Annotated in this window: 25 protein-coding genes and 1 pseudogene; 16 read left to right on the top strand and 10 right to left on the bottom strand. The window is 67.9% G+C overall.

Features of this window, described 5'->3' with window-relative positions:
- Positions 1-138: 138 nt before the first annotated feature.
- From ON37_RS23925 to ON37_RS23905, 5 genes and pseudogenes are all read left to right on the top strand, one after another.
- Positions 139-552 (top strand): annotated as a pseudogene (locus tag ON37_RS23925) (helix-turn-helix domain-containing protein); the annotation flags it as partial.
- A gap of 251 nt (positions 553-803) precedes the next feature.
- Complete coding sequence (locus tag ON37_RS23920; protein WP_040722471.1) at positions 804-1,478, top strand: heparin-binding hemagglutinin; 675 nt, start codon at positions 804-806, stop codon at positions 1,476-1,478.
- A gap of 118 nt (positions 1,479-1,596) precedes the next feature.
- On the top strand, positions 1,597-1,893 hold the full coding sequence (locus tag ON37_RS23915) for a DUF2516 family protein (protein ID WP_040722470.1): 297 nt from the start codon (positions 1,597-1,599) through the stop codon (positions 1,891-1,893).
- Between the two features lie 85 nt (positions 1,894-1,978).
- A complete protein-coding gene (locus tag ON37_RS23910; RefSeq protein WP_040722469.1) occupies positions 1,979-3,007 on the top strand; it encodes an alpha/beta fold hydrolase in 1,029 nt (342 codons plus the stop codon).
- Between the two features lie 256 nt (positions 3,008-3,263).
- Positions 3,264-4,280: an alpha/beta fold hydrolase gene (locus tag ON37_RS23905; RefSeq protein ID WP_040722537.1), complete on the top strand. Its 1,017-nt coding sequence runs from the start codon at positions 3,264-3,266 to the stop codon at positions 4,278-4,280.
- A 217-nt stretch (positions 4,281-4,497) separates the two neighbouring features.
- Here the strand turns inward: ON37_RS23905 and purU are convergent, their stop codons facing one another.
- The gene (purU, locus tag ON37_RS23900; protein WP_040722467.1) at positions 4,498-5,385 is read right to left on the bottom strand and encodes a formyltetrahydrofolate deformylase; all 888 of its coding nucleotides are present in this window, start codon (positions 5,383-5,385) and stop codon (positions 4,498-4,500) included.
- Positions 5,386-5,422: 37 nt separating this feature from the next.
- On the opposite strand from purU, the gene deoC reads away from it, so the two are divergent.
- Positions 5,423-6,097, top strand: a complete 675-nt coding sequence (deoC, locus tag ON37_RS23895) for a deoxyribose-phosphate aldolase (protein ID WP_040722535.1) — start codon at positions 5,423-5,425, stop codon at positions 6,095-6,097.
- 7 nt (positions 6,098-6,104) lie between these two features.
- On the opposite strand, the gene ON37_RS23890 is transcribed toward deoC, so the two are convergent.
- Positions 6,105-6,854, bottom strand: coding sequence for an LmeA family phospholipid-binding protein (locus ON37_RS23890; protein WP_083893244.1), 750 nt, complete (start codon positions 6,852-6,854; stop codon positions 6,105-6,107).
- A gap of 116 nt (positions 6,855-6,970) precedes the next feature.
- Between ON37_RS23890 and ON37_RS23885 the strand changes: the two genes are divergently transcribed.
- Positions 6,971-7,558 (top strand): type IV toxin-antitoxin system AbiEi family antitoxin, encoded by a 588-nt coding sequence (locus ON37_RS23885; protein ID WP_051031972.1) that lies wholly within the window; start codon positions 6,971-6,973, stop codon positions 7,556-7,558.
- A gap of 11 nt (positions 7,559-7,569) precedes the next feature.
- Here ON37_RS23885 and ON37_RS23880 read toward each other — a convergent pair whose 3' ends face one another.
- From ON37_RS23880 to ON37_RS23870, 3 genes are all read right to left on the bottom strand, one after another.
- Positions 7,570-8,298, bottom strand: coding sequence for a class I SAM-dependent methyltransferase (locus ON37_RS23880; RefSeq protein ID WP_245553401.1), 729 nt, complete (start codon positions 8,296-8,298; stop codon positions 7,570-7,572).
- 110 nt (positions 8,299-8,408) lie between these two features.
- Positions 8,409-8,924 carry a DUF2505 domain-containing protein gene (locus ON37_RS23875; RefSeq protein ID WP_040722465.1) on the bottom strand — a complete coding sequence of 172 codons (516 nt, stop codon included), beginning with the start codon at positions 8,922-8,924 and terminating at the stop codon, positions 8,409-8,411.
- Between the two features lie 57 nt (positions 8,925-8,981).
- The gene (locus tag ON37_RS23870; RefSeq protein ID WP_040722463.1) at positions 8,982-9,467 is read right to left on the bottom strand and encodes a DUF2505 domain-containing protein; all 486 of its coding nucleotides are present in this window, start codon (positions 9,465-9,467) and stop codon (positions 8,982-8,984) included.
- 59 nt (positions 9,468-9,526) lie between these two features.
- On the opposite strand from ON37_RS23870, the gene ON37_RS23865 reads away from it, so the two are divergent.
- Both ON37_RS23865 and ON37_RS23860 read left to right on the top strand, forming a co-directional pair.
- Positions 9,527-10,600, top strand: a complete 1,074-nt coding sequence (locus tag ON37_RS23865; protein WP_040722528.1) for a UDP-N-acetylmuramate dehydrogenase — start codon at positions 9,527-9,529, stop codon at positions 10,598-10,600.
- 63 nt (positions 10,601-10,663) lie between these two features.
- Entirely contained in the window at positions 10,664-11,911 is a 1,248-nt protein-coding gene (locus ON37_RS23860; protein WP_083893242.1) for a L,D-transpeptidase, read from the top strand.
- A 10-nt stretch (positions 11,912-11,921) separates the two neighbouring features.
- Here the strand turns inward: ON37_RS23860 and ON37_RS23855 are convergent, their stop codons facing one another.
- Positions 11,922-12,662: an SDR family NAD(P)-dependent oxidoreductase gene (locus tag ON37_RS23855; protein ID WP_040722462.1), complete on the bottom strand. Its 741-nt coding sequence runs from the start codon at positions 12,660-12,662 to the stop codon at positions 11,922-11,924.
- Positions 12,663-12,866: 204 nt separating this feature from the next.
- Here ON37_RS23855 and ON37_RS23850 point away from each other — a divergent pair, with 204 nt between their 5' ends.
- From ON37_RS23850 to ON37_RS23835, 4 genes are all read left to right on the top strand, one after another.
- The gene (locus ON37_RS23850) at positions 12,867-13,691 is read left to right on the top strand and encodes an alpha/beta fold hydrolase (RefSeq protein WP_040722525.1); all 825 of its coding nucleotides are present in this window, start codon (positions 12,867-12,869) and stop codon (positions 13,689-13,691) included.
- A gap of 162 nt (positions 13,692-13,853) precedes the next feature.
- Positions 13,854-15,206, top strand: coding sequence for a D-inositol-3-phosphate glycosyltransferase (mshA, locus tag ON37_RS23845; RefSeq protein ID WP_040722461.1), 1,353 nt, complete (start codon positions 13,854-13,856; stop codon positions 15,204-15,206).
- A complete protein-coding gene (locus tag ON37_RS23840; protein ID WP_373282080.1) occupies positions 15,203-15,706 on the top strand; it encodes a type III secretion system chaperone family protein in 504 nt (167 codons plus the stop codon). Before mshA ends, ON37_RS23840 begins: the two co-directional genes overlap by 4 nt.
- An 85-nt stretch (positions 15,707-15,791) precedes the next feature.
- Entirely contained in the window at positions 15,792-16,718 is a 927-nt protein-coding gene (locus ON37_RS23835; RefSeq protein WP_040722522.1) for an ROK family protein, read from the top strand.
- 98 nt (positions 16,719-16,816) lie between these two features.
- Here ON37_RS23835 and ON37_RS33105 read toward each other — a convergent pair whose 3' ends face one another.
- From ON37_RS33105 to ON37_RS23825, 4 genes are all read right to left on the bottom strand, one after another.
- Complete coding sequence (locus ON37_RS33105) at positions 16,817-16,966, bottom strand: hypothetical protein (protein ID WP_157171567.1); 150 nt, start codon at positions 16,964-16,966, stop codon at positions 16,817-16,819.
- A 34-nt stretch (positions 16,967-17,000) separates the two neighbouring features.
- Positions 17,001-18,107 (bottom strand): YeiH family protein, encoded by a 1,107-nt coding sequence (locus ON37_RS23830; protein WP_040722460.1) that lies wholly within the window; start codon positions 18,105-18,107, stop codon positions 17,001-17,003.
- 4 nt (positions 18,108-18,111) lie between these two features.
- On the bottom strand, positions 18,112-18,273 hold the full coding sequence (locus ON37_RS33570) for a hypothetical protein (RefSeq protein ID WP_085997377.1): 162 nt from the start codon (positions 18,271-18,273) through the stop codon (positions 18,112-18,114).
- 112 nt (positions 18,274-18,385) lie between these two features.
- Complete coding sequence (locus ON37_RS23825; RefSeq protein WP_040722459.1) at positions 18,386-18,919, bottom strand: SLATT domain-containing protein; 534 nt, start codon at positions 18,917-18,919, stop codon at positions 18,386-18,388.
- A gap of 146 nt (positions 18,920-19,065) precedes the next feature.
- Here ON37_RS23825 and ON37_RS23820 point away from each other — a divergent pair, with 146 nt between their 5' ends.
- The 3 genes from ON37_RS23820 to ON37_RS23810 all read left to right on the top strand — a co-directional run bounded on the left by ON37_RS23820 (position 19,066) and on the right by ON37_RS23810 (position 21,158).
- On the top strand, positions 19,066-19,449 hold the full coding sequence (locus ON37_RS23820; protein ID WP_040722458.1) for a hypothetical protein: 384 nt from the start codon (positions 19,066-19,068) through the stop codon (positions 19,447-19,449).
- Positions 19,450-19,533: 84 nt separating this feature from the next.
- Positions 19,534-20,328 carry an RES domain-containing protein gene (locus tag ON37_RS23815; RefSeq protein ID WP_157171566.1) on the top strand — a complete coding sequence of 265 codons (795 nt, stop codon included), beginning with the start codon at positions 19,534-19,536 and terminating at the stop codon, positions 20,326-20,328.
- 92 nt (positions 20,329-20,420) lie between these two features.
- Entirely contained in the window at positions 20,421-21,158 is a 738-nt protein-coding gene (locus ON37_RS23810) for a phosphoglyceromutase (protein WP_040722521.1), read from the top strand.
- Positions 21,159-21,346 lie beyond the last annotated feature (188 nt).

The raw sequence follows: 21,346 nt of genomic DNA, 5'->3' as shown, positions 1-21,346 counted from the left end.
CTGACCGCAGGGTGCGTCACCGTGGGTGGGCACGCGAATGCCGGAATTTTTACAGCAAATGGTGCTAACAGGGTGCTTGCAAGAGTTAGCACCCTCATTTAGAATCGACCGTACAACCGCCGGAAGGTGAGCAGTGTGATGGCACAGGAACCAGAGGTTTCCGACCAGAACACCGGGGAAACCGCAGAGACGTCTGCGGGTCCCGGAGACCGGGTGGGCCGCGTAGCCAACGCGGCGCACGACATCGGAGGCTTCATCCGGGCGCAGCGCGAGGCCGCTCAGGTCTCCCTGCGTCAGCTCGCACAGCTGGCGGGGGTGAGCAACCCGTACCTGAGTCAGATCGAGCGCGGGTTGCGTAACCCGTCCGCCGAGGTGCTCGCTCAGATCGCGAAGGGTCTGCGGGTTTCCTCGGAGGTCTTGTACGTCCGGGCCGGCTACCTCGAACAGAGGGAGCACAGCCCGGTCCGGGATGCATTGCTGGCCGATACCGGTATCACCGAGCGGCAGAAGCAGGTGCTCCTGGACATCTACGAATCGTTCCGCCGGGAAAACGGGGGGAACGACCTCGGAGGGGACGTCTCGGAATCCGTTCAGGGGGAATCCGAGGGGGGCGTTCCCGGGGGGAGCAGGGGCGGTGCACCCGCGAGTCGGGGCAGCGTTTCCGAGCCCGGAGTCTCCGTCGGAGACATCGGGCCCAGGAGTTCGAACGGCACGAATTCGAACTCCAGGGACAACGAGGTTCCGCACCATGCCACCGATGGCAGCACTACCGAAGTTCCGCCACGCCAGGAGAACGAACAAATATGACCCAGCCCAACGTCACTGTCACCAAGCCGATCTACGCGACCGTCGGAGCCGGTGACGCGCTCTACGCCGCGGTCAACGACATCGTCGACCGCGTCCGCGATCGCGCCGCCACTGTCGATGTGAACGCCCGGGTGGAGGAGGCTCGCGAGCGCCTGTCGAATCTGCCGGCCGATGTGCAGGACCAGATCGAGACGCTGCGCGGCCGCCTCTCCGGCCTGCCGTCCGAACTGCCGGACGACCTGGCCGAGCTGCGCGAGAAGTTCACCCCCGAGGAACTGCGCAAGCTGGTCGACCAGTACTACCGCCAGCTGGTGGATCTGTACTCCGATCTCGCCGTTCGCGGTGAGGAGACCGTCGACCGCCTGCGTTCCAACCCGGGCTTCGACGAGCGTTTCGACAAGGTCGAGGGCATCTACAGCGATGTCGTCACCCGCGCCGAGGATGTGTTGAACAAGGTGTCCGGCCAGGCCCGCGGCCTGCTGGGCAAGGCCGCCGACGAGGCCGAGCAGGCCGCCGCCGTGGTCGACGCCGAGGTGGTCGCCGTGACCACCGAAGCCACCTCCGAGGAGTCCGCCGCACCGGCCAAGAAGGCGCCGGCGAAGAAGGCTCCCGCCAAGAAGGCGCCGGCGAAGCCGGCCGCCGCGAAGAAGACCACTCCGGCCAAGAAGTAATCCGGCCGGAGGGAAGAATCCGGCCGAGGGGTACTCCGATCCGCCCGGCGGATCCGGGTGAACCGGAAACCCCGCAACGCCTGCATGCGCACTGCCGCATGCGGGCGTTGCTCCTATCATGGGTGCTGTGTACCAGCTGACTAGTGCAATCCTGTGGCTGCTCTGGCTCGCCGCGATGGCAGCGACCATCTTCGCGCTGGTGCACGCGATTCGCCAGCGTGCCGACGCGTTCACGGCCGTGGACAAGCTCACCAAACCGATCTGGGTGTCGATCCTCGCGGTCGCGCTCGGATTTCTGCTGCTGGCCCGCACGCCGGTCGGGCTGCTGGGTATCGCCGCGGTGATCGCCACCGGCGTCTATCTGGCCGATGTCCGGCCGAAGGTCGACGAGATCCAACGCGGTCCGCGCTGGTAGGCGCACACGCCGAGCGCTTGCACTAGCAAGCACCCCCTCCTTCGGGTTACTGTATCGATCAGTAACACACAAAGGAGTGGTTCCTATGCAGGCAACGTTGCCCGGCTCGGTGGCGGGGATCGTGGAGCGGATCCGCGGGCTGCCGGCTGCTCACCGCGCCGCACTGCGCAACCGGTCGTACCAGCTGCCCGCGCTGAATCGCCCCGCGGTGCCGTGTGAGGTGACCACCGTGACCGCCTCCGACGGCGCCCGGCTGCGGGTGCACAGCTACGGCCCCGCCGACGGCGAGGCGATCGTGCTGGCGCACGGCTGGACCTGCTGCATCGAGTACTGGAACCCGCAGATCAACGCGTTCGCCGGTGACTTCCGGGTCATCGCCTACGACCAGCGCGGTCACGGCGAGAGCGAATCCGGTACCGCCCCGCTCACCACCGACCTCCTCGCCGACGACCTCGCCGCCGTGCTCGACGCGACGCTGCGGCCGGGCCAGCGCGCGGTGCTGGTGGGCCACAGCCTGGGCGGGATGACCATTCAGGCCTGGGCCGGGCGGTATCCGAAACAGGTTGCCCAGCGCGCCGACGCGGTGGTGCTCGCCAATACCGCCTCCGGGGACCTCATCGCCGAGACCACGGTGGTGCCGCGCTTCAACCGAGGGCCGATGGCGCTGCCCTTCCCGGTCGGCCGGCTCGGTCTCGGCATGCCGGTGGTGTTCCCGCCGATCGCGCCGGTGAAGTGGCTTTTCCGGCGCCAGATCATGAGTCTCGCCGCCACCGGTGAGGTCGTCGATTTCGCGCTCGCGATCGTCCGGTCCTGCCCGGCGATGGTTCGTTCCCGCTTCGGTTTCCTGCTGGCGGAGCTGGCGTTGCAGAGCTGCACTCGCTGTGTGACCGTCCCGACCACGGTGATCGCCGGTTCCGCGGACGATATGACACCGCCGGTGCACTCCGAGCGACTGGCCGAGGAGCTGCGCGCGGTCGGTGCGTTCCGCAAGTTGGTCGAACTCCCGACTGGGCATCTCGGCAATGTCGAGGCATCCGAGGCCTTCAACGCCGAACTAGCCGAGGTCCTGGCCGAGACCTATGCGGCGCCGCGGTGGCGGGAAGCAAGCGCCTGACGCGGCCCGGCAATCATTCGGCAAATCTTCCGTAGCACTTCGGCGCCGCCGGACGATAGCACTGATAGTGAGACGTCGCCGTCGACGAATCCGAATATCGTTGGGCGGAATGGGTATTCGTCCGATGCGGGGAGGTGGGCGGCGCGCAGGCGCGCATCGTGGAGAAGTGGGTGCGAATCCGGAAATTCTTCACTGCTTGCACTAGCAAGCACCGCTGCTAGCGCGGTAACGTGCGGTAGGACACAAAGGAGTGCTCATGCTGGTGAACCTGCCCGAGAACATCGCCGATCTGCGGACCGGCGTCGGGGCGCTGACCGGCGGCTATCGCGCGAAGATGCGTTCGCGCACATACCGCACGGCCGAACTGAACTGCGCGCCGGATCCCGAGGTCGTCTCGGTCACGACCACCGATGGTGCACGGTTGCGAGTACACGCCTACGGCCCGGCCGACGGCGACATCATCGTTTTCGTGCACGGCTGGTCCTGCTGTCTCGAATACTGGAACCCGCAGATCAACACGTTCGCTCGCGATCATCGGGTGGTCGCCTACGATCAGCGCGGCCACGGCGCCAGCACGCTGGGTAGCGGGCGGTTCGACGCCGAACAACTCGCCGACGATCTGTGCGCGGTTCTCGATGCCGTGGTGCCGGTGGGGCGCAAGGCCGTACTGGTCGGGCACAGCATGGGCGGCATCACGATTCAGGCCTGGGCGAAGTTCCATCCGGAGCAGGTCGCTCGGCGGGCGAGCGCGGCGTTGCTGCTCACCACGACCGCGGGCGATATCGCCGCCGAAACCCGCGTGCTGCCGATCTTCAACGACATCATTCCCGCCCCCAACTGGCTCGGGCGCGCATTGTTCGGTCAGCCGGTCCCGTTCCCGGCCGGTTCGCCGGTCCGGGGAATCTTCAAGGCGCGCATCATGAATCGGCACGCCACGCCCGATCAGGTCGACTTCGGGCTGTCCATCGTGCGTTCCTGCCGGCCGCTGGTGCGCGCCAAATACGCGCTCGCCCTGATCGAGCTCGAAATTCACGGCGCCGCAGCCGATCTCTGTGTCCCGACCAGCGTGGTCGCCGGCGCCTACGACAACCTGCTGCCGGAGAGCATGTCCCGCAAGATCGCCGACGAACTCGAGGCAGCGGGCAATCTGGATCGGTACTCGGTCTTCGCCACCGGACATCTGGCGAATATCGAGGCCAGTGCGGAATTCAACGCCGAACTTCGCAGGCTGATCGAGGTCGCCCGGCGCGGCCGCCGCGCCGCCGCCGGCTGAGCGGCACGCGGCAACCCGCGCCGAGGTCTGGACGTACCCGCGATCGCGGGTGCATCCTGATGACCCACGTTCGGATCGGGGAGTCGCCATCGAGACCTGTCGCCGCGGAGCCGCCCGCTCGGCTCCCGCGCGGTGAGGACGGCAACACGACGCTGAATCGTGTTGTCCGCCAAGGCCGGTCAAGGGCGCCCGGTCTTGGCCCGCCGCATGATCGCGATCAGGAGAACACCACGGTGCGGCGTCCGTGGACGAGCACCCGCCCCTCCAGATGCCAGCGCAGACCGCGCGCGAGGACCACCCGTTCGATATCGCGGCCCTGACGCACCATGTCGTGCACGGTATCCGCGTGGTCGATGCGGATCACGTCCTGCTCGATGATCGGTCCGGCATCCAATTCCGGTGTGACGTAATGGCAGGTCGCCCCGATCAACTTGACCCCGCGCGCGAAGGCCTGGTGATAGGGCCGGGCGCCGACGAACGAGGGCAGGAAGCTGTGATGGATGTTGATCGCCCGGCCGGCCCAGTGCTCGCACAGTTCGGCGGGTAGCACCTGCATGAATCGCGCCAGCACCACCGCATGCGGATCGAAGGCGTCGGTGAGTTCACGCACCTTCTCGAAGGCGGGGCCGCGGTCGGCGGGATCGGCGGGAAACGGGACGTGATGGAACGGAATGCCGTGTGCCCGGGTCATCTCGCCGAGATCGGGATGATTGCCGATCACCGCCTCGATGGTGGCGGGCAGTTCACCGCTGGCCGCGCGGCCGAGCAGATCGTGCAGGCAGTGACCGTCCCGGCTGACCAGTAGCACCGCGCGGCGGCGATGTCCGGAATCCAACAGCTGCCAGTCGGTCTGCGGCCCCAGCTCGTCGGTCACCGCGGTGAACCGCTGCCGCAGTTCGTCCAGTCCGAACGGCACGGTGGCCGCCTTGATCGCCTGGCGGGTGAAGAACCAGCCGGAATCGGGGTCCGAGTGATAACCGGCCTCCATGATCGAGCCGCCGAATTCGGCGATGAACGAGGTGATGCGGGCGATGATGCCCGGCCGGTCGGGACAACCCAGACTCAGGACGAAGCGACGATCGTCGTCCGACGCAGTACCACTCATGGCGACGATCCTTCCATGCGTGCCAGACTGTGTGATCATGGCTGACACCGTTCCCGCATCGCTGTCCCGCGCCCAGGTGGCGTCGATGATCGACCACACCCTGCTCGCCCCGGAGGCCACGCCGGCGGATGTCGCGGCGACTGTCGAGACGGCGCGTGAGCTCGGCGTCTACGCCGTCTGCCTGTCCCCGTCCATGCTGCCGGTGCGCGCGCCCGGTCTGGCTGTCGCCACTGTTGCGGGTTTCCCCTCCGGTAAACACCATTCGCTGGTCAAGGGCACCGAGGCCCGGTTCGCGGTCGATCAGGGCGCCGCCGAGATCGATATGGTCATCGATATCGGCGCGGCCGTGGCCGGCGATTACAACGCCGTGCTGGCCGATATCGTGACCGTGCGCGAGGCGATCGAGGACCGCGCGGTGCTCAAGGTGATCATCGAATCGGCGGCCCTGTCCGACGACACGATCGTCGAGGTGTGCCGGGTCGCCGAACGCGCCGGGGCCGATTTCGTGAAGACCTCCACCGGTTTTCATCCGGCCGGTGGCGCCGATGTGCGCGCGGTACGGCTGATGGCCGAGACCGTCGGCGGGCGATTGGGGATCAAGGCGAGCGGCGGCATCCGCACCGCGGCCGCGGCGGCCGAGCTCATCGCCGCGGGGGCGACCCGGCTCGGGCTGTCCCGGTCGGCCGAGGTCCTCGCGGGCTTCCCGGAGTAGGTCCGGCTCAGCAGGTGGCCTCGCCGCCGCCCTGGAGGGTGGTCGGACCGCCGCGCAGCGCGACCGCGATGCCGTTGTCGGTGACCTTGACGTCGGTGGGCTGCAGCCCCATCGGGTAGTTCTGCAGGCTTTCGGTCATCATCTGCACGATGCCGTCGACGAGATCGGTGGGCAGGCCCAGGCCGAGCAGCTGCGCCGACTGGGTGCTGACCTCGATCCGGCCGTCGACGATATGCGGCTGCAACCTCAGATCGGCCAGTCCACCCAGCACCTTCACGTCCAGGGTGCTGCTCGCGGGATCGGACTCCACTCCGGAGACCAGACCCTGCAGGGTCTGGGCGATGCCCTCGTTGCTCCAGGTCGCGTCCGCCGAACTGCTGCCGATCTTGGCGCCGCCACGCCCGCCGTCGATCAGTTCGATGTCGTTGAGCTTGGCGTGGACCTTCATATCCACGGCCGGTCCGAATTTGGTGTCGTCGCTGTCCACGGTCACGTATTGGACCTCGTGGTCGACCGCGGTGAGCAGCAACGGTTTCGGGCCGAAGCCGACGTCGACCTTGGAACCCAGCTCCTTTTCCACCTGTGAGGCGATGCACTGCTGGTTCTTGTGCCGGACGTAGGTTTCCGCCCCGGCCGCGGTGCCGACCAGCGCCAACAGGACGACGAGTCCGACGATCAGCGCGATCCGCCGCCCGTTGCGGCGTTTCGGCGGACCCGCGGGAGCGGGGGCGGGGGCCGCGATGTCTGGAGAACTCATGGCACCGATTCTTCCCGAGCTTTCTGAGCCCGCTCTGTGGAGCCGGTGAGGCTTGTCATGCAAAGACGAGCTCGATTGTGACATGTGGCACAGTCACTCGGCGTAGCCTGGTTCCCATGTCCGCGCACGATTCGGAACAGGGCTGGTGGGTGTTGCGGCAGCTGGCCGATCGGCACGCCGGATATTTCACCACCCGGGTGGTGTTGCGTGCGGGCTGTGAGCGGCGCATCCGCGGTGCGCTCGCCGACGGATCGGTGATCCGCGCGGGCCTCGGCATTCTGCGCATGGCCGATTGGCCGGACGGCCCGCTCGACGAGTACGCCATGTGGTCGGCCTGGTTCGACGGGGCGGCCGCGGTCTCGCATCACAGCGCCGCGGAATTGCACGGGTTGGGGCGGCTGCGACCGCGTTATCTCCATCTGTCGGCCGGTGCCGGGCGACCGCCCAGCGCGCCGCGGTTGGTGGTGTTGCGTCGCGACCTCCGCCGCGACGATGTCGAATCGGCCGGGGCGTTCCTGGTCACCACCCCGGTGCGGACCGTTCTCGACCTCGCCGAGACCGGGATCGGCCAGGGCGCCCTGGACGAGGTGGTCGCCGACGCGGTCGCGATCCATCGCTGCATTCCGCACGAAATCGCTTCGGCCACCGCGACTCTGCCGCCCCGCACGGCCGCCCGGGTGCGCCGGGCGCTGGCCGCGGCCTGACCGGTTCCCGGTCAGTTCGGCCGCACGCACTCCCACGGCACCGACAGCACGCAGTCGCGCATCCGGCGCCTATACTGCCGGACCGGAAAACCCTGCTCCCGCAACAGATCCGCGGCGACTCGCCAGCGCATCCGTGGCCCGTACACGGCCAGCGGTGCGGCATGCGCCCAGGCGCGGTCGGCGGCGGTGAGCAACGTGTGCACCCGTTCGCCGGGAATGTTGCGGTGGATCAACGCTTTCGGCAGTCGCTCGGCGATATCCGATGGCCGGTCGACGGTGAAGGGATCCCAGGCCAGGGTGAGCGAGCGGGGGCCGGTGCGGTCGAGCAGAATCCACGCGCAACGACGGCCCAGCTCATCACAGGTGCCGTCGACCAGCAGGCCCTCGGGCGCCAGTCCGGACAGCATCGTCGACCACGCCTGCGCGACCCGGCTCTCGTCGTACTGCCGCAGCACGTTGAAGGCCCGCACCAGGATCGGACGCAGACCCGCCAATTCGAACCCGCCGCGGGCGAAACGCACTCCGTCCCGATCGGGTACCACCCGCGCGGGATCGATCTCCAGTCCGACCACCCGGAGGTCGGCTCGGATCCGCCGCAGCCGGCCCGCCAGTTCGAGCGTGGTGACCGGGCTCGCGCCGTAGCCGAGGTCGACCACGAGGGGGTCGGCGGCCGCCCGCAGCCGGTCGACCACCAGCGCGTCGTGGCTCAGCCAGCGGTCGCTGCGACGCAGCCGATTGATGCCCGTCCTTCCGCGCGTGATGGTGCCCAGCGGCTTGACCGGGCCCGGCCGGGAAACGACGCTTCGATGCGTGATTCCGGTGCCGCCCGCCCGCACGGCGGCACCGCCGGTCAGGCGGTCGGGTGCTGCTGTTCCAGCCACTGCTGGGTGAATTCCGCTTCGGCGCGGAACAGGTCCACGAGATTGATCAACATCATCTGCTCGAGCTTGGGGCCGAGCATCGGAATGAATACCTTGGCCACCGGCGAGGTGCGCAGGGTGCACCCGGTGTCGGTGGGAAACAGCCGCATGGTGCCGGTGAGGGTGCCCGGCCCGGCCGGGATCGAGGCGCTGAACTCGCCCTCCACCTCCGGTCCGAACGGGCCGTAGCTCTCCTTACGGGTGATCACCATGTCCTTGCGGATCACCGTCTGCGCGATCTCGGGCAACATGTCGCGCGGCAGGATGTGCCGGACCTCCAACTCGATACCGTTGCCGTCGGCCTGCAGGTGGACCACTTCGTTCGGCGAGTGCTTGCGCATCTCCTCCATCCGCGCGTCCCAGTAGGCGCGGTCGGACAGCGCCGCGTACACCTCTTTCGTGGTGTGCAGCGGGTATCGAGCTGAGTAGTCGAGTCGGCGGGCCATGGGGGACCAGGTTACTGGTCGCCGCTCGGCGCCCGATCGCTCGCCCGGTCGCGCCGGTCAGTGATTCGAGATCCAGGTGTTGGTGAAATCGGTTTCGGCGGCCAGCAGCTCGAGCAGCTTCTCCGCGACGACGGCCTCGATCTTCTTGCCGAACAACGGAACCGCGACCTCGACCGTCCCGTCCACGACGGCCTGTGCGGAGGTGTCGTTCCCGGTCAGGGTCACCGTGCCGCGCACCTTCGCCGGCGCGCCCTCGACATGCGCTTCGAAGATGCCCGCGAAACCCTCGTAGGTTTCCGTGCGCGGGATGATCAGGTCACCCGGGCGCACCGAGGTGATCGCTGCGGGCAGTTCCGAGGCGGGAATGGTCTGTACCATCTCGGCGCGCAGCCGGTCTCCGTCGGCAGTGAACCCGTCCAGTCGCGCACCGGGGCCACCGACCTCCGCGATGCGGTCCTTCCAGTACTGCTCGTCGGCGAGCGCCGCACGCACCGCGGCAGCGGGATGCGCGTAGTGAGCTGTGTACGCCAGGGGTGTCGCCATGGTGTGACACGCTACCGTCTTTCGATGTGCAGACTTCTCGAGTGGTGGCATTCGACAACGTGCGTGAGTTGCTGAGCGCGACCGGCGCGCGCGTCCGGGACGCCGTGCCGCTGGCGGAGCTGACCACGCTGCGGGTGGGCGGTCCCGCGACCGTGGCCGAGTGCACCACCACCGAATCGCTCGTCGCGACGGTGCGCACCCTCGATGCTGCCGGGGTTCCGGTGCTGCTGCTCGCCGGTGGTTCGAATCTGCTGGTCGCCGACGCGGGCTTCGAGGGGGTCGTGGTCCGCATCGCCACCGGCGAGGTGGCGATCGGGTCGGATCTGGTCACCGCCGAGGCGGGTGCGGACTGGGACGGAGTGGTGGCGGCGACGGTCGCCGCCGGTCTCGGCGGCCTGGAATGTCTGTCCGGCATCCCCGGTTCCGCCGGGGCGACGCCGGTGCAGAACGTCGGCGCCTACGGTGTGGAGGTGGCCCAGGTGCTGCGCCGGGTACGCCTGCTGGATCGCCGCAGCGGTGAAATCCGTTGGGCCGCACCGCAAGAGCTCGGCTTCGGTTACCGCACCTCGATTCTCAAACATTCCGATCGGGCCGTGGTGCTGGCGGTGGAATTCGGGGTCCGTGCCGACGGTTCCAGCGCGCCGCTGCGCTACGGGGAATTGGCCCGCGCCTTCGATGCGGCCGAGGGTGAATCGCGCCCCGCCGCCGCCGTGCGCGCCGCGGTGCTGCGACTGCGGGCCGGTAAGGGCATGGTGCTCGACCCGGCCGATCACGACACCTGGAGTGCCGGTTCCTTCTTCACCAATCCGGTGGTCGCCGACGAGCGGGTGCCGGAGGTGACGGCGGCGATCCGGGAACATGTGGGAGATATCACTATTCCGACCTATCCTGCGGTCGGCGGGGTGAAGTTCTCCGCGGGATGGTTGATCGAGCGTGCGGGTTTCGGCAAGGGATTCCCCGGTCCGGAGTCCCCGGTCCGGTTGTCCACGAAACATACGCTGGCCCTGACCAACAGGGGTGCGGCCACCGCCGCCGATCTGGTCGAGCTCGCCCGCACGGTCCGAGCCGGTGTGGAACAGCGCTTCGGAATCCACCTGGAACCCGAGCCGGTGACGGTCGGCCTCGAGCTGTAGAGGTGGCGGGCGCCACGTCTCGATCGGTTCGTCGGGTCCGAGCCGCGCGGTAAATTCGCGGAAGTGAGCATTCGAGGAATTACCGGCCGCCGAGCCGTACTGGTCGGGGCCGGCCAGCTGGCGGTGGCCGCGCTGGTGGCCGGATGTTCCAACGGCGGCGGGAGCGGTACGGCCGCGCCGAAGGATTCCGGACCCGTGGCGAAGGTGAAATTCGAGCCCGGTAACGGCGCCGCCGACATCAACCCGGTCGCCCCGATATCGGTGACCGTCACCAGCGGCCGCATCGACCAGGTGGCCCTGACCAATCCGGACGGCAAGCAGGTCACCGGCACGCTGTCGCCCGACAAGAGCAGCTTCACGATCAACGAGCCGCTCGGCTACGGCGTCACCTACACCTGGTCGGGGACCGCGGTCGGCACCGACGGCAAGCCGGTTCCGATCGACGGCAAGTTCACCACGCTCGCGCCCAAGCAGACCGTGCCCGCCACCGTCAATATCGGCGACGGGCAGGAGGTCGGTATCGCGGCGCCGATCATTCTGCAGTTCAAGAAGCACATCGAGAACAAGGAAGCGGTCGAGAAGGCGCTGACGGTCACCACCACGCCGGAGACGGAGGGTGGCTGGGCCTGGTTGCCGGACGAGAACGGCGGTTCCCGCGCGCACTGGCGGCCACGCAACTACTGGGCCCCGGGCACGGCGGTCCATTTCACCGCGAAGCTGTACGGACTCGAGCTCGGCGACGGCGCCTACGGCAATTCCGATCTGTCCTCGCAGTTCACCATCGGTCGCAGTCAGATCGTGAAGGGGTACGCGCCCAGCCACCGGGTGCAGGTGATCCGCGACGGTTCGACGCTGTTCGACTTCCCGTGCAGTTACGGCGAGGGCAACGAGGCGCGGAACGTGACTCGTTCGGGCATTCACGTGGTGACCGAGAAGTACGAGGACTTCCTGATGTCGAATCCGCCGTACTACACCAACGTTCGCGAACGCTGGGCCGTACGCATCTCCAACAACGGCGAATTCATCCACGCGAACCCGGAATCGGCATCGGCACAGGGCAATACGAACGTCACCAACGGCTGCATCAACCTGAGCACCAGCGACGCCCAGCAGTACTTCCCGACGGCACTCTACGGCGACCCGGTCGAGGTGACCGGCACGTCCATCGCCCTGTCCGCCGCCGACGGCGACATCTACGACTGGACCATCGACTGGGAAACCTGGAAGACCATGTCGGCCCTCCACGGACAGCCGTCCCCGGTCGTGTCGGCGACGCCGGTGCCGCCCGGCCCGGTGCGCGGCGGAAGTTAGCTCGATCGGTTCACTGTGCGGTCCGGCGCGCGAAGCGGCCGGCATCGGCCTGGTCGCGCGGCTTCACGACGATCGTGTCCAGGTTGACGTGCGGGGGGCGGCTCGCGACGAAGCCGACGATTTCGGCGATATCGGCGGCCACCAGCGGGTCGATACCCTCGTAGACCTTCGCCGCGCGCTCGGCATCGCCGGCGAAGCGGACCAGGGAGAATTCGGTCTCCACCGCACCCGGTGCGATCTCGGTGAGCCGCACCGGCTTACCGAGCAGCTCGCCGCGCAGCGTGCGGTGCAGCACCGCCTGGGCGTGTTTGGCCGAGGTGTAGCCGGAGCCGTTGTCGTAGGCGGTGAAGGCCGCGACCGAGGTGATGGTGACGATCAGGCCGTCGCCGGAGTCGATCAGTTTCGGCAGCAGCGCCTTGGTGACGCGCAACGTGCCCAGCACGTTGGTTTCCCACATCCAGCGCCAGTCGTCGAGGTCGGCCTCCGCGACCGGAGCCAGGCCCTTGGCCCCGCCGGCATTGTTGACCAGCACGTCGACCCGCTCGACCGCATCGGTGAACCGCCGCACCGAATCCTCGTCGGTGACGTCGAGTTCGATTGCGGTACCGCCGATCTCGTCGGCCAGTGCCCGCAGCCGATCCACCCGGCGCGCCCCCACATACACGTGATAGCCCTGCTTCGCGAGCTCACGGGCGGTCGCTTCGCCGATTCCCGAGCTCGCTCCGGTGACGACGGCATGACGAGTGCTCATGCGCCCGAGCCTAGCGGTGGGAGCACGGCCCGGAGACGGCAGCTTGCGTAACCGCGCAGGGGTGTGCGGACACCGCCATCGGCACAGCGGTGGGAGCACGGCCCGGAGACGGCAGCTTGCGTAACCGCGCAGGGGCGTGCGGACATCGCCATCGGAGCTACCGGCCGCGACGTGCCCATGTCGCCGACCGTTAGCCTGGCGAACATGGCGATTCGGGAAGTAGTCAGCAAGGACGGCACCACCATCGTGTATCGGGTCTCGGGGCCGGAGCAGGGACGGCCGCTGGTGTTGTTGCACGGCTGGGCGGGCACGTTGCGGTGTTGGGGTCGGGCGGCGGAGATTCTGGCCGAGCGCTTCCGGGTGATCGCCGTGGATCTGCGCGGGCACGGGTACTCCGATGCCCCCGAGCAGGGATACGACGATCCCGCGAACTGGGCCGCCGATGTGGCCGCGGTGCTGGCGGCGGAGAGTATTTCCGCCGGCGCGGTGTTGCTGGGCTGGTCCTACGGCGGCATCGTGCTCAGCGACTATCTGACCGCCTACGGTACCGGCGCCCTGGCCGGGGTCGTCTACTGCGGATCGCAGGCCGGTATCGGCCGCGAGGTGGCGGGCGCCCAGCCGGGCCCGGCGATGCAGCAGGCGATTCCCGACGTCTTCGAGGAGAGTGCGGGCTGGGCGATGCGCGGGTTCGCCGCCTTCGGCAACGCCAACACCGGCCCCGGCCGGGACAAGGGCGAGGATGCCCAGCGCCTGTTCGGCGGCAGTCTGGCCACCCCGCCCCGGGTCCGCAAAGCGCTGTTCTACCGCACCGTGGACAACACGGAAACCCTTCGCGCCCTGGATGTTCCGGTGTTCGTCATGCACGGGACCGCGGACCCGGTCGTCCCCGTGGACAACGGCCGCTACATTGCCGCCCAGGCGCCGACCGCCCGCACCTCGTACTGGGAGGGCGCCCAGCACGGCCTGTTCGTGGAGGACCCGGACCGCTTCGCCGCCGAACTCACCGAATTCGTCGACTCGCTGAACTGATTCCCGGAACTGGTCCCCTCGAGCACCGCGGAGCTCTCCCGCTGGATCTCGACGAACGCCGAGATCCGCCGCGGCGAGGGGCCGTCGACGGCACTGTGAGAGCGCTCACTCGTCGACGGAGCGCGTGCCGCCCCGGAGACCTGTGCGTGCACACTGGAGTGTGTGAGTTATCGCCCGGAACAACGTCCGCATCGGATCGCGGTGTTGTCGGTGCACACCTCTCCGCTCGCGCAGCCGGGTACCGGCGATGCGGGCGGAATGAACGTCTACGTGCTGCAGTCGGCGGTCCAGCTGGCGCGCCGGGGCGTGGAGGTGGAGATCTTCACCCGAGCGACGTCGTCGAACGATGAGCCAGTGGTCGAGGCCGCGCCGGGGGTGTTGGTGCGGCACGTGGTGGCCGGCCCGTTCGAGGGTTTGGACAAGCACGATCTGCCGACCCAGTTGTGTCCCTTCGCGGCGGAGGTGCTGCGTCAGGAGGCCCGCCAGCAGCCGGGTTACTACGACCTGATCCATTCCCACTACTGGTTGTCGGGACAGGTCGGATGGCTGGCCCGGGACCGCTGGCGGGTGCCGCTGGTGCATACCGCGCACACCCTGGCGGCGGTGAAGAACGCCTTCCTGGCCGAGGGCGATACGCCGGAGCCGCTGTCGCGGGTGGTGGGGGAGAAGCAGATCATCGCGGAATCGGATCGGCTGGTCGCCAATACCGCCGAGGAGGCCCGCCAGCTGGTCGAACTGTACGGCGCGGATTCGGATCGCATCGATGTGGTGCCGCCCGGCGCGGATCTGGCCCGCTACCGTCCCGGTGATCGCGCTGCGGCGCGGGCCGAATTCGGGATCGCGCCCGATGAGCAGGTGGTCGCCTTCGTCGGCCGGATCCAGCCGTTGAAGGCGCCGGATGTGCTGATATTCGCGGCCGCGGAGGTGTTGCGCGCCGAGCCGGATCGGAAGCTGCGGGTGCTGATCGTCGGCGGCCCGTCCGGTACCGGTCTGGAGCGGCCCGACGCCCTGATCGAATTGGCCGCCACACTCGGCATCTCCGAGCGGGTGACCTTCCTGCCGCCGCAGCCGCCGCATCGCCTGGTCCAGGTGTATCGGGCGGCGGATCTGGTCGCGGTGCCCAGCTACAACGAATCGTTCGGGTTGGTCGCGATCGAGGCGCAGGCCAGTGGCACCCCGGTACTGGCCGCCGATGTCGGCGGCTTGAGTACCGCTGTGCGGGACGGGGTTTCGGGCACGTTGGTGTCGGGGCATCGGGCCGACGAGTGGGCGGCGGCGTTACGCGCTCTACTCGACGATCCGGAGCGGCTGCGCCGGATGGGGGCCGCCGCTGTGGACCATGCGGCCGGATTCTCCTGGGAACACACCGCCGAGGGCTTGCTGGACTGCTACGCCGAGGCTGTGAGCGGACAGCGAGGTGTGCGGTCGCGGATGCCGGGTACGTTGCTGACAGAGGGCAGTCAGGCCAGGTCGCGGGCGCTGTGGCGGCGCCGGATGGGAGTGGTACGCCGGTGAGTGACACCATCGCCGAGACCGCGCAGTTGATCGACGACACCGTCCGCGAGCGGGAGATCGATTACACCCGTGAGGGTGTCGATACCTTCGTCGTGGTGTTGCCCGGTGAGCGGAAGCTGAAGACGACGGTGATGTTGACCGTCGGCAAGCACGGCGTCCGGTTCGAATGTTTCGTCTGCCGCAAGCCCGACGAGAACTTCGAGGGTGTGTACAAATATCTGTTGCGCCGCAACCGTCGCCTCTACGGGGTGGCTTACACGCTGGATCGCGTCGGCGACATCTACCTGGTCGGGCGCATCGCCACGCACGCCGTCACGCCGGACGAACTGGATCGCGTCTTCGGTCAGATCCTCGAAGCCGTCGACGGCGATTTCAATGTTCTGCTGGAGCTCGGTTTCGCGGAATCCATTCGGCGCGAATGGAAGTGGCGGGTCTCGCGCGGCGAGTCGTTGAAGAATCTGCGCGCCTTCGAACATCTGGTGGACACCGAGGACTCCTGAGCGGCCGCGGGTGCGATGCTCGAGCGCGCCCGACGCGGTAGCGTTCACCGCGCCCGAGCTGGATGTCCGAGAAGGCGGTGTCGACGTGGGAGTGCTCGCGCTGGATATCGGTGCCACCAAGTTCGCGGCGGCGGTATCACCGAATCGGGACGCCCGCCCCACCGCGGAGTCGGATTCGCTGCCCCTACGGCATATCCGCCGGGCCGAGGTGCCGGCGAGCGGGGTGTGGGAGGTTTGCCGGGGGCTTCTGGCAGAGGTGGTCACGGCTGCGGGCGGTGCCGGATTCGAGGTGTCGGCGCTCGGTATCGCGGCAGCGGGTCCGGTCGACGTGCATGCGGGGACGACCGCCCCGTTGAACATCCCGGAGTGGCGGGCGGGCTTTCCGATCGTGGCCGCCGTCCGGGAGCTGTTCCCGCGCGCCGATATCCGATTCGCCATCGATGGCGCCGCGTTGGCGTTGGCCGAGTATCGAGTCGGTGGCTTGCGCGGTGTGCGTTCGGGTCTGGCGATGACGGTCTCCTCCGGCATCGGCGGCGGCATCGTCAGTGACGGCCGGGTCGTGGTCGGGCGGACCGGAAATGCCGGTCACGTCGGACATATCGTGGTGCCGGGGTGGGATGTGCCGTGTGCCTGCGGCGGAGTCGGCTGTGTGGAGGCCGTTGCGAGCGGTATGTCGTCGGTCCGCTGGGCGCGCGAACAAGGCTGGCAGGGTGCCTCCGGAGTGGATCTGGCCCGGTCCGCCGCAGCCGGTGACCCGATCGCCTCGGCGGCGCTGGCGCGCGCGGGAACCGCACTGGGACAGGCTATTTCGTCGGCGGCCGCGACGCTGGACATCGATCGGGTGGTGATCGGCGGCGGCTTCGCCGAATCCGGAGCTCCGCTCTGGGATCCGCTGCTCGCGGCAGTGGACAAGCATGCGCGTCTCGGCTTCATCCGCGACCTGCGGGTACTGAAATCACCGATCACCGCGGGCGCCACCCTGGTGGGCGCGGCGGCGCTGGCCACCGAGTGAGGCTTTCGCGTTCCGCCGATCCGGGCCGATGCGTCCTGGTGCCGAGGGAAGCGGCAGGCCCCGGCGCGTCCGTTCGGCTGTGCCGGGGCCGATATCGCTCAGAGCAGCAGGTTGATCAGGCCCGTGATGATCGTGCCGAGGTTCGAGGCGAGGGTTCCGACAACCGCGATGATTCCGTTGACCACCGGCGTTCCTTTCTCTCGAGCAGTGCGTTCCGATACCGAGCCCTGGTTATTCGGCGCCGACACGAGATTCGGATGGGTGGTGCGTCCGCAGTACTACTCAGTCGACCACTCCCCAATGCAGCACGCGCACGGTGAACAGCACCAGCCCCAGGGAGACGGTGGCGACCGCGACCAGCCCGATCACCGCGACCGCCAGCGGACGCCATCCGTTGCGCCCGAGTTCGCGGAAATCGGTGTTGAGGCCGACCCCGGCGAAGGTGAGCAGAAAGGCCCATTTCGACAGGTTGGCCAGATTCGTCAACTGCGCCTTGTCGATCCAATGCGCGGTCGCCAGCGCGGAGACCGCGAGGAAGCCGAGGACGAACTTGGGAAACTTCGCCCAGACGAAGGCCGCCTTGGCGCGCAGGCCGGGAGCGATGGTGTCGGCCTCGCCGCGCGCGGCCCAGTACAGGCCGAAGCCAAGCACCACGAATCCGATCAGGGCATTGCGCGTCGATTTGACCAGCACCGCCAGCTTGCCGGCCGGATCGGAGTAGGCGTAGCCGGTGGCGGTGGTTTCGGCGGTGTTGTCCACCGCCAGGCCCGCCCAGAGGCCGAATTCGTGATCGGTCAGCCCCAAGCCGTGTCCGATCGCCGGCAGGGCGAACAGCGAAACCGCGCCGAGAGTGAGAATCGCCGCGATCGCGTAGCCGACCTCCGCATTGCGAGCCCGGATCGCGCCACGCGCGGCCACGATCGCCGACACACCGCAGATCGAAGTACCCACGGCCAGGAGCGAACCCAGCTTGCCGGACAGACCGAGCAGCCGTGCCACGGTGAGAATGATCGCGCCGGCCACCGTCATATCGATCAGGATCAACACGAAGCTGGTCCCGCCCAGTTTCGCGACGTCGCCGAGGACGAATCGGGATCCCAGCGCCACGATGCCGACCTTCAGCCAGAATTCGTAGGTGCCGATGCCCGGCCGGAAGATCTTCGGCACCCCAACTGTATTGGCGATGATCAGGCCGAAAACGATGGCCCAGAGCACGTATTCGATATCGGGGAAACGCCAGTGGTGATCGTGGGCCAGGTCGTTCACCCAGATCTGGGTGTATTTGCCGAGGAGCCCGACCGCGATCAGCAGTGCGATACCCGGCAGGTAGGTCAGCGCGTTCCGCGACTCGGCGGGTTCGGTTGCCGCGGTGGTGGTTTCGGTAGCCATCGGATCACCACGAAATCTTCGGCAGGGCATCGGCGACGGCGAGCAGGACGAAGATGCCCGCGACGATCACCGCCCACCAGTCGACACCGACGCGCCGGAATATCGAGGTTTCCGGGGGCGTCGTCCCCGGGTCCTGTGGATTGGGCGCTGCGCCCGTTTCGGTCATGGCCGACTCCCTCATCGCGGCTGGCCACCGTGCGATCCGGCGGTCAGCGCCATTGTCGGGTCGGCCGCGCCGGCGGGGAATCAATCGGATCAGCCTGATTCGAGGGGGTGCGCTATCCGTCCTCGGTGTTCGCCTCGCCGCTGTCCCGGGCCAGCGGTTGGGTGCGGCGCAGCGATGTCCACGCCTCCAGATCTTCCTCCAGCAGCGCGTTGAGCTGGATCATGGTCTCGCGAGCGAGCAGTTCGGGGTCCTCGTGCTGGGCCCGGCGTAATTCCACCCCGCGTAACAGTGCCTGCAATTGGCCGAGGACGACGCTGCGCTGAATCCACATCTCGCGATGCCGGTACAGACCGTCCCACGCGGTGACCACCCCGATGGACGCCGCCAGCGCGGTGCTGAGCAATCCGATCCACGGCGCCTGGAAGACCGCCACCGCGGTACCCAGAACCGCGATCACACCGTTCGCGACCGCCGTCCAGACCACGACCCGCTTGGCTCGGGTCTTGACGACGAGGCGGGCGCGTTCGTATTCGTCCCGGTAGTAGACCAGGTAGTGCAGGCTGACGGTCAGGGCATCGGCGTCCGCGGCCGGGGACGGCGGGCTGTGCAGGCCGGAGGAGCGGCTTCCGTTCGGGCGGCGGGGCATTCGCAAGGAGCAGGCTTCCTACCAGGCGATCGACATTCCGGACGGATGGTTACGGTAGCAGAAACGGTTGCATTTTGGTGGCATAAGCAGCTACACTTGGTTATCTGCTCTGCAGTGGCAGACTCGTGCGCAGGAGGTGTGAAGTGATGACCGCTGTGAACGACGTCGCCATCACCAGCCATATCGATACCGCGCGGCTACGCCCCGCCGAGTTGGCGCGGCAGCTCGTTCAGCATCTGGGGCCGACCCTGGTGGCGTTGATCGCCGGGGTGCGCGACCGCAAGCTGCCGCACAAGTGGTCACATGCCGAGGGTCCGACACCGCGCGACGCGGCGCTGGCCCGGTTGCAGGTCGCGCATCGCTGCTGGATCATTCTCGCCACCTCCGAGGGCAGCGATATCGCGCGGTCGTGGTTCATCGGGGCGAACCCGCGGTTGGGCGAGGAGTCGCCGGCGCTGGCCATCCGGGCGGACCGTTTCCGCGAGACCATCGCTGCCGCAGTAGCATTCGTCGACAGCAGCGACAACTGACCGGCGGTACCCGTCTTCGGCGTTACTCCCTCTTTCGATAAGCTTCTTCCACGCTGAGCCGTCGGAAGAGGGAGATCCGTGTCCGTGCGCAAGACCCGAAGTGCTCGGCGTTGCGCCAAAACCGGATTCGCGCTCGTCCCCGCCGCCTGCCGCGAGGTCTACCGTTTGGCGAAACCCTCGTACGGTCCGCTCAATCCGCTCCAGCGTGGGCTGTCCAGCGAGGAGCCGCGCGACGAGTGGAATCGCTACGACGTCGCCGGTCAGAAGACCGTGTACGCCGCCAGTACCGAACAGGGCGCCTACGGCGAGCTGCTCGCCCCGCTCAAACCGAAACTCCCCGTGCGCGCATCGCTGTTCTTCGACGATGTGGCCTCCGACGACGAACTCGAATCACTGATCAAGGAGGAGTGGCGCAACGCCGGGCATCGGCCACCACGTGAGCTGAACATGATGTGGCTCAGCGAATATCGGCTCTACCACCTGACCCTGCCGGCCCGCGGGTGGTTCGTCGATATCGAGGCGGCGGCGAGTCTGTCGGCCATCGCGAAGGCTGCTCCGATCGCACTGGTGGAGCGGGGTTTACAAGAGATCACCGTGGCCGAGCTCCGCGGCGATCAGCGCTGGCTCACCACGGCGATCGCCACCCGGATCTGGCAGCTGACCCTCGACGACGACACCCTGGCGCACGGCATCCTCTACGGGTCACGCCACGGCAGTGAATGGGATTGCTGGGCCGTCTGGCTGCGCCGGACCGGACCCGCCCACACCGCCAACGGCCTGGCCACCTCCGCCGATGCCGGGGTGGAGGTCCTGCCGCCCGAGATCAACCCCGCGCTGCAGGAAATCCTGACCGCCTACGACCTGACCGTGAGCTGGTAGGTCCCGCGCGCGTTCATCGGCGGGGGCGTGGCCGCTCGCCCACCGGGAGCGCGCACACGGTGGGAAAGTGGGCAACTACTAGCATGGCCCGCATGACGTACACCCTCGTGTTGCTGCGCCACGGCGAAAGCGAATGGAATGCTCTCAATCTGTTCACCGGCTGGGTGGATGTGCACCTGACCGACAAGGGTGTCGCCGAGGGCAAGCGGGCCGGTGAACTGCTGGCCGAGCACGGCATTCTGCCGGATATCGTCTACACCTCGCTGCTGCGCCGGGCGATCAGCACCGCGAATATCGCCCTCGACGCCGCGGATCGGCATTGGATTCCGGTGGTTCGGGACTGGCGGCTCAACGAGCGGCACTACGGTGCGCTACAGGGTAAGAACAAGGCGCAGATCCGCGACCGGTACGGCGACGACCAATTCATGATGTGGCGCCGCAGCTACGACACCCCGCCCCCGCCGATCGAGGCCGACAGCGAATACAGCCAGAACGGTGATCCGCGGTATGCGGGGATCGACGTGCCGGCGACGGAATGCCTGAAGGATGTCGTCGCCCGCATGGTTCCGTATTGGGAGTCGACGATTTCGCGCGACCTGCTGGCCGGCAAGACCGTTCTCGTTGCGGCGCACGGTAATTCGCTGCGCGCACTGGTGAAGCATCTGGACGGAATCTCCGACGAGGATATCGCCGGACTGAACATTCCCACCGGAATTCCGTTGCGGTACGAACTGGACGAGAACCTGCGTCCGGTCGGTCCGGCGGCGTATCTGGATCCGGAGGCCGCCGCGGCGGGTGCGGCCGCGGTGGCGAGCCAGGGCGGGAAATAAACCGAATCCGAAAATCCTGCGCGCCGCGGTCGTCGACCGCGGCGCGTTTTTCGTCTCTCGAACATGCTGGGCGGGAGCGGATTCCGATATCGCGGGTTCGGCCGGAATCGGCTCTCGCTGTGCCATACTCTGCATTTTGTGACCTACATCTCTCCCATCTCGGTATTGCTATGGAATTGCTCTACCCG

Origin of the sequence: Nocardia veterana NBRC 100344, from assembly GCF_000308855.1 — a bacterium.
In the GTDB taxonomy this organism is placed as follows: domain Bacteria; phylum Actinomycetota; class Actinomycetes; order Mycobacteriales; family Mycobacteriaceae; genus Nocardia; species Nocardia veterana.
This window is presented reverse-complemented; position numbering and strand designations above follow the sequence as displayed.

Excerpts from the sequence above, each read along its gene's own strand:
- ON37_RS23920 (WP_040722471.1), top strand. The coding sequence starts at position 804 with ATGACCCAGCCCAACGTCACTGTCACCAAGCCGATCTACGCGACCGTC.
- ON37_RS23915 (WP_040722470.1), top strand. The coding sequence starts at position 1,597 with ATGGGTGCTGTGTACCAGCTGACTAGTGCAATCCTGTGGCTGCTCTGG.
- ON37_RS23910 (WP_040722469.1), top strand. The coding sequence starts at position 1,979 with ATGCAGGCAACGTTGCCCGGCTCGGTGGCGGGGATCGTGGAGCGGATC.
- ON37_RS23905 (WP_040722537.1), top strand. The coding sequence starts at position 3,264 with ATGCTGGTGAACCTGCCCGAGAACATCGCCGATCTGCGGACCGGCGTC.
- purU (WP_040722467.1), bottom strand. The coding sequence starts at position 5,385 with ATGAGTGGTACTGCGTCGGACGACGATCGTCGCTTCGTCCTGAGTCTG.
- deoC (WP_040722535.1), top strand. The coding sequence starts at position 5,423 with ATGGCTGACACCGTTCCCGCATCGCTGTCCCGCGCCCAGGTGGCGTCG.
- ON37_RS23890 (WP_083893244.1), bottom strand. The coding sequence starts at position 6,854 with ATGAGTTCTCCAGACATCGCGGCCCCCGCCCCCGCTCCCGCGGGTCCG.
- ON37_RS23885 (WP_051031972.1), top strand. The coding sequence starts at position 6,971 with ATGTCCGCGCACGATTCGGAACAGGGCTGGTGGGTGTTGCGGCAGCTG.
- ON37_RS23875 (WP_040722465.1), bottom strand. The coding sequence starts at position 8,924 with ATGGCCCGCCGACTCGACTACTCAGCTCGATACCCGCTGCACACCACG.
- ON37_RS23870 (WP_040722463.1), bottom strand. The coding sequence starts at position 9,467 with ATGGCGACACCCCTGGCGTACACAGCTCACTACGCGCATCCCGCTGCC.
- ON37_RS23855 (WP_040722462.1), bottom strand. The coding sequence starts at position 12,662 with ATGAGCACTCGTCATGCCGTCGTCACCGGAGCGAGCTCGGGAATCGGC.
- ON37_RS23850 (WP_040722525.1), top strand. The coding sequence starts at position 12,867 with ATGGCGATTCGGGAAGTAGTCAGCAAGGACGGCACCACCATCGTGTAT.
- ON37_RS23830 (WP_040722460.1), bottom strand. The coding sequence starts at position 18,107 with ATGGCTACCGAAACCACCACCGCGGCAACCGAACCCGCCGAGTCGCGG.
- ON37_RS33570 (WP_085997377.1), bottom strand. The coding sequence starts at position 18,273 with ATGACCGAAACGGGCGCAGCGCCCAATCCACAGGACCCGGGGACGACG.
- ON37_RS23825 (WP_040722459.1), bottom strand. The coding sequence starts at position 18,919 with ATGCCCCGCCGCCCGAACGGAAGCCGCTCCTCCGGCCTGCACAGCCCG.
- ON37_RS23820 (WP_040722458.1), top strand. The coding sequence starts at position 19,066 with ATGACCGCTGTGAACGACGTCGCCATCACCAGCCATATCGATACCGCG.
- ON37_RS23810 (WP_040722521.1), top strand. The coding sequence starts at position 20,421 with ATGACGTACACCCTCGTGTTGCTGCGCCACGGCGAAAGCGAATGGAAT.